Source organism: Kitasatospora sp. NPDC001539, assembly GCF_040298565.1.
Lineage (GTDB): Bacteria > Actinomycetota > Actinomycetes > Streptomycetales > Streptomycetaceae > Kitasatospora.
Window position 1 is genome coordinate 1 of the sequence record NZ_JBEPAK010000363.1, and the last position, 5,072, is coordinate 5,072.

Below are 5,072 nucleotides of genomic sequence, written 5' to 3' on the forward strand. Positions count from 1 at the left end.
CGCCGGCAGCCCGGAAGCCGAGTACGACAGCGGAGCCGTCCCACCCGACGCCTTGATCTGCAGGTTCACCGAACCACCCACCGCGGTGGACTGGTCACCGGGGCTGCTGACCGTGACGGAGGAGCCGGTGCCGCCCGGCTTGGTGAGCAGGCAGCCGGGGACGGTCAGGTCGACGGCGCGGGCGGAGTTCAGGCAGGTGGTGAACCAGTACGTCTCCTCGCCGTAGCTCTGGCCCTTGGTGACGGTGGTGGTGCCGTCGGCGGCGACCTCGCAGGGGTTGTTGAGGGTGCACATGGCGCCGTCGTCGTTGCCGGTGTTGTTGATGCCGATGATCCGCCCGCTGGAGGAGTCGATGATCGGCGAGCCGGAGGTGCCGTGGGTGGTGTTGCAGCCGGAGTTGTAGCGCAGCGAGTCGTGCCAGGTCCACTGGTCCTCGCGCAGGGTCGGTACGAACCCGTTGACGGAGCAGTTCCAGACCTGCTTCCAGTACGAGGACGGGATGTACATCGCGGCGCCGTTGGTGGGGTGGGCGTCGTTGATGGTCAGCGCGGTGACGCCGTACTTGGAGCTGAGCGACCCGAAGGTGTCGGTGAGGCGGTAGAGCGCGACGTCGGTGCCGGTCATCGTGGCGTAGATCACCTGGTCGCCGCGGACGGTGCCGAGGGTGTTGCCCGCACCGTCCAGCAGGGTGCCGCTGCGGCTGGCGCTCGCGTTCTGGATGACCTCGCCGGCCGACGGCATGGAGGGCAGGCAGTGCCCGTTGGTCAGCATCATCGCCCGGTCGCCGTCCACCGAGGCGGGGAACCGGACCAGCGCGGCCGAGCAGTCGTCCAGGGCGATGGTCGACGTCAGGTCGGCCGCCCGGACGGCGTGCGCGGGGGCGGCCGCCAGCACCAGCCCGCTCGCGACGACGGCACTCGTACCGGCCATCGCGGCAAGTCTCTTGAACATGGCTCTCCTTGTGGGGGATCGCGGGGCGCACGACTGGTCGCCGACGCCCGCGCCGCACGAAGGTGCCATGGCCACCTCAAGGGGTCAACCGTTCTGGCCGAACTCGCCACCGGGTATCCGGTGTTGTGACGGCCTTCGGCAACTTCCCGTCCCGGTATGCCCGTTACGGGCACGGCCGACGGCACTGCCCGGCGCCTGCAGTGCCCGCCGCAGCTGCCGGCGGACGATCACCGACGGGGGCCCTCCGGACCCGCGGCCGGGGTCAACTACGATCGGGCCCGTGCTCAGTCTCACCGGCCTCCCCCTGCAGATCGCCGTCTCGGTCATCGCGGTCCTCGTCTTCGCCGCCACCATGTGGCTCTGGCCGCGGTTCGGCGGGAAGGGCTGGAAGGCCTGGCTGGGCCGGATCGGCGCGTTCCTGGCCACCCAGGTGTCGGTGCTGGCCGCGATGGGCCTGATCGCCAACAGCTACTTCGGGTTCTACAGCTCCTGGACCGACCTGCTCGGCACCAGCGGCGGGCTGGGCACGGTCGTGGACCACTCGCCGAACGCCGCCGGCGTGGCCGTCACCGGCCAGCAGAGCTTCTACTCGGCCCAGGGCTCGGATCCCGAGCGCTCCGGGCTGATCCAGAAGATCGACGTCAAAGGAGCCGGCAGCGGCCTGAGCACCGAGGCGTACGTCTACCTGCCGCCGCAGTACTTCCAGCCGGGCTTCGCCAAGCAGCGCTTCCCGATGGCCCTGGTGCTCTCCGGGTACCCGGGCATCCCGGAGAAGCTGATCTCGCTGATGCAGTACCCGGCCTCCGCCCTCGACGCGATCGAGCGGAAGAAGCTGCCGCCGACGATCCTGGTGATGACCCGCCCCACCCTCGTCGGCGACCGCGACACCGAGTGCGTGGACGTGCCGAACGGCCCGCAGGTGGAGACCTTCTTCACCACCGACCTGCCCAAGGCCCTGGCGACGGCCTACCGGATCGGCACCGACCCGGCCAACCGGGCCGTGATCGGCAACTCCACCGGCGGCTACTGCGCGCTCAAGTTCGCGCTGCGCAAGCCCGACTCCTACCCCTCGGCGATCGCCCTCTCCGGTTACTACAGCGCGGCCCACGACCCGACCACCGGCGACCTGTTCGGCGGCAGCGACAAGCTGAAGCAGGAGAACGACCTGCTGTGGCGGCTGAAGAACCAGCCGCCCGTCCCGGTCAACCTGCTGCTGACCACCGCCAACGACGAGAACAACTACGCCGAGACCCAGGCCATGGTCGGAGCCTTCAAGGCCCCCACCAAGATGTCGACCATCACCCTGGACACCGCCGGCCACAACTTCCACACCTGGACCCGGGAGATCCCCCCGGCCCTGGAATGGCTGGGCCGGCACATCACCATGCCGCCCGCCGCGTGACCCCCGGGTGAAGAGCGCGCGAAGACCTCGCCCCTCCGGGTGAAACCGGACAGATCACACGCGTCTCACAGCCCCGTCTCACGGTTCTCTCAGTCGCGCCACGCACGGTATGGCGCATGACCACGAGCAGCTACTCCCCTCCAGCCGGCGACCCGTGGCCCGAGGCCGCGAACTACCCGCCACCGGAGGTGCCGCAGCCGGCCGCCGACCGGCCGGCGCCGGCGCCGCTCTTCCCCGAGCAGGCCCTGCCGCCCACCGGCCCGAAGGGCGTCGCCTCCTGGTCCGGACGGCTGCGCACCCTCCCGGCCCGCACCTGGCGAGGCCGCGCGGACGACCCGCGCTGGGTGCGCCCGGCCCTGCTGGCGCTGCTGGCCGCGACCGCCGTCCTCTACCTGTGGGGCCTGAGCGCCTCCGGGTGGGCCAACGCCTTCTACTCGGCCGCCGTCCAGGCCGGCAGCCGGAGCTGGAAGGCCTTCTTCTTCGGCTCCTCCGACGCCGCCAGCTTCATCACCGTCGACAAGCCCCCGGCGTCGCTGTGGCCGATGGCCCTCTCGGCCCGGATCTTCGGCCTCTCCTCCTGGTCCGTCCTCGCCCCGCAGGCGCTGATGGGCGCCGCCACCGTCGGCGTGCTGTACGCGACGGTGCGCCGCCGCTTCTCCCCGCTCGGCGGCCTACTGGCCGGCGCCGCACTGGCGCTGACCCCGGTCGCCGCGCTGATGTTCCGCTTCAACAACCCCGACGCGCTCCTGGTGCTGCTGCTCACCCTGTCCGCGTACGGTCTGGTCCGGGCGATCGAGACGGCGAGCACCCGCTGGCTGCTGTTCACCGGGGCGATGTTCGGCTGCGCCTTCCTCACCAAGACGCTGGCGGCGTTCCTGATCCTGCCCGCCTTCGCGGTGATCTACCTGGTCGTGGCGCCCACCGGCTTCTGGCGGCGGGTCCGCCAGACCCTGCTCGCGGGCCTCGCGCTCCTCGTCTCCGGCGGCTGGTGGGTGGCGATCGTCGAGCTGCTGCCCGCCTCGGCCCGCCCGTACGTCGGCGGCTCGCAGGACAACGACTTCCTCTCGCTCACCTTCGGCTACAACGGCCTCGGCCGGGTCGACGGCAACGAGCGCGGCAGCGTGGGCGGCGGCGCCCGCTCCTTCGGGGCCAACCTGCCCGCCGGGCTCGACCTGCCCGGCGGGGCGGCGCGCGGCGGGATGCGGGGCGGCGGAGGCGGCTGGGGCCAGACCGGCATCACCCGCCTGTTCGGCTCGGACATCGGCGGGCAGATCGCCTGGCTGCTGCCGGCCGCGCTGATCCTGCTGGTGGTCGGCCTCTGGGCGACCCGCCGCTACGCCCGACCGGACACCGCCCGCGCGGCCTTCCTGGTCTGGGGCGGCTGGCTGGTCTCCACCGCGCTGATCTTCAGCTTCATGTCCGGGATCTTCCACCAGTACTACACGGTGGCGCTCGCCCCGGCGATCGCGGCACTGGTCGGCATGGGCGTGGACGGGCTGTGGCGGGCCCGGCACCGGCTGCCGTACGCACTGCTGCTAGCGGGCGTGCTCGCGGTGACGGCTGGTTGGGCGTTCGTCCTGCTCGGGCGCAGCTCCGACTTCCTGCCCTGGCTGCGCTGGGCGGTGCTGGCGGGCGGCCTGGTCGCGGCGGCGGCGCTGGTGGCCGGACAGGTCGCCGGGCGGGTGTCCGGCCGGACGGGCGCCCGGATCGCCTCGGTGGCGGGCGTGGTGGGCCTGGCGGCGGCGCTCGGCGGTCCGGCGGCGTACGCGGTGGACACCGTGGACACCGCGCACACCGGCTCGATCGTCACCGCCGGCCCCGGGGTGAAGGGCGCCTTCGGGCCGGGCGGCGGCGGGCGCAGGGGCGGCCAGGGCTTCCCGGGCAACGGCCGGATGTTCGGCCAAGGCGGCCAGGGCGGCCAGGGCGGCCAGGGCGGCTTCGGTCAGGGCGGCGTGGGTGGTCTCAACGGCCAGGGCGGCCAGGGCAGCCAGGGCCGTGGCGGCGGCCAGGGCACGCACGGCAGGAACGGCTTCGCCGGCGGCATGGCCGGCGGCCTCCCCGGCCTCCCCGGCTTCCCCGGCGCGCAGGCCCCGGGGGGCTCGGACGGCGCTCCCGGCGGTTCCTCCGGCGGCCAGGGCGGCGCAGCGGGCGGCGGCATGGGCGGCCTGCTCGGCGGCACCAAGGTCAGCGACGAGGCCGCGGCGCTGCTCTCCCAGGACGCCGACCGCTTCACGTGGGCGGCCGCCACGACCGGCTCGCAGAACGCCGCCAGCTACCAGCTGGCCACCGGCAAGCCGGTGATGGCGCTCGGCGGCTTCAACGGGACGGACCCCTCGCTCAGCCTGGCCGGCTTCCAGAAGTACGTCCAGGAGGGCAAGGTGCACTGGTTCATCGGCGGCGGCTCGCACCGCGGCTTCGGTGCCGGTGCCGGTGCCGGAGCCGGTGCCGGTGCCGGTGCCGGTGCCGGTGAGGGTGGCGAGAGCGGCCAGGAGACCGAGTCCGCGCAGATCGAGTCCTGGGTCACCAGCCACTTCACCGCCAGGACGGTCGGCGGAGCGACCTTCTACGACCTGACGGCCCCGACCTCCTGACTCCGCCTCCCCCGGGGGGGGGGGGGGCGCGGGGGGGGGGGGCCCCCCGCCCCCCGGGGGGGTGCGGGTGGGCCCCCCCCACCCCCGCCAGCTGCGCGGGGGGTGGGGGCGCGGCGGCGCGGCGCGCC

The 5,072-nt window shown here is 73.5% G+C and carries 3 protein-coding genes; 2 read left to right on the plus strand and 1 reads right to left on the minus strand.

Annotation, left to right across the window (positions count from 1 at the left end; genetic code table 11):
* The coding region (locus tag ABT247_RS31610; protein WP_350749579.1) for a S1 family peptidase at positions 1-951 on the minus strand (951 nt) is incomplete at its 3' end.
* A gap of 280 nt (positions 952-1,231) precedes the next feature.
* On the opposite strand from ABT247_RS31610, the gene ABT247_RS31615 reads away from it, so the two are divergent.
* Both ABT247_RS31615 and ABT247_RS31620 read left to right on the plus strand, forming a co-directional pair.
* Positions 1,232-2,353, plus strand: coding sequence for an alpha/beta hydrolase (locus ABT247_RS31615; RefSeq protein WP_350749582.1), 1,122 nt, complete (start codon positions 1,232-1,234; stop codon positions 2,351-2,353).
* Between the two features lie 116 nt (positions 2,354-2,469).
* A complete protein-coding gene (locus ABT247_RS31620; protein ID WP_350749585.1) occupies positions 2,470-4,944 on the plus strand; it encodes a glycosyltransferase family 39 protein in 2,475 nt (824 codons plus the stop codon).
* The last annotated feature ends 128 nt before the right edge of the window (positions 4,945-5,072 follow it).

Coding starts and splice junctions, on each gene's coding strand:
- ABT247_RS31620 (WP_350749585.1), top strand. CDS start 2,470: ATGACCACGAGCAGCTACTCCCCTCCAGCCGGCGACCCGTGGCCCGAG.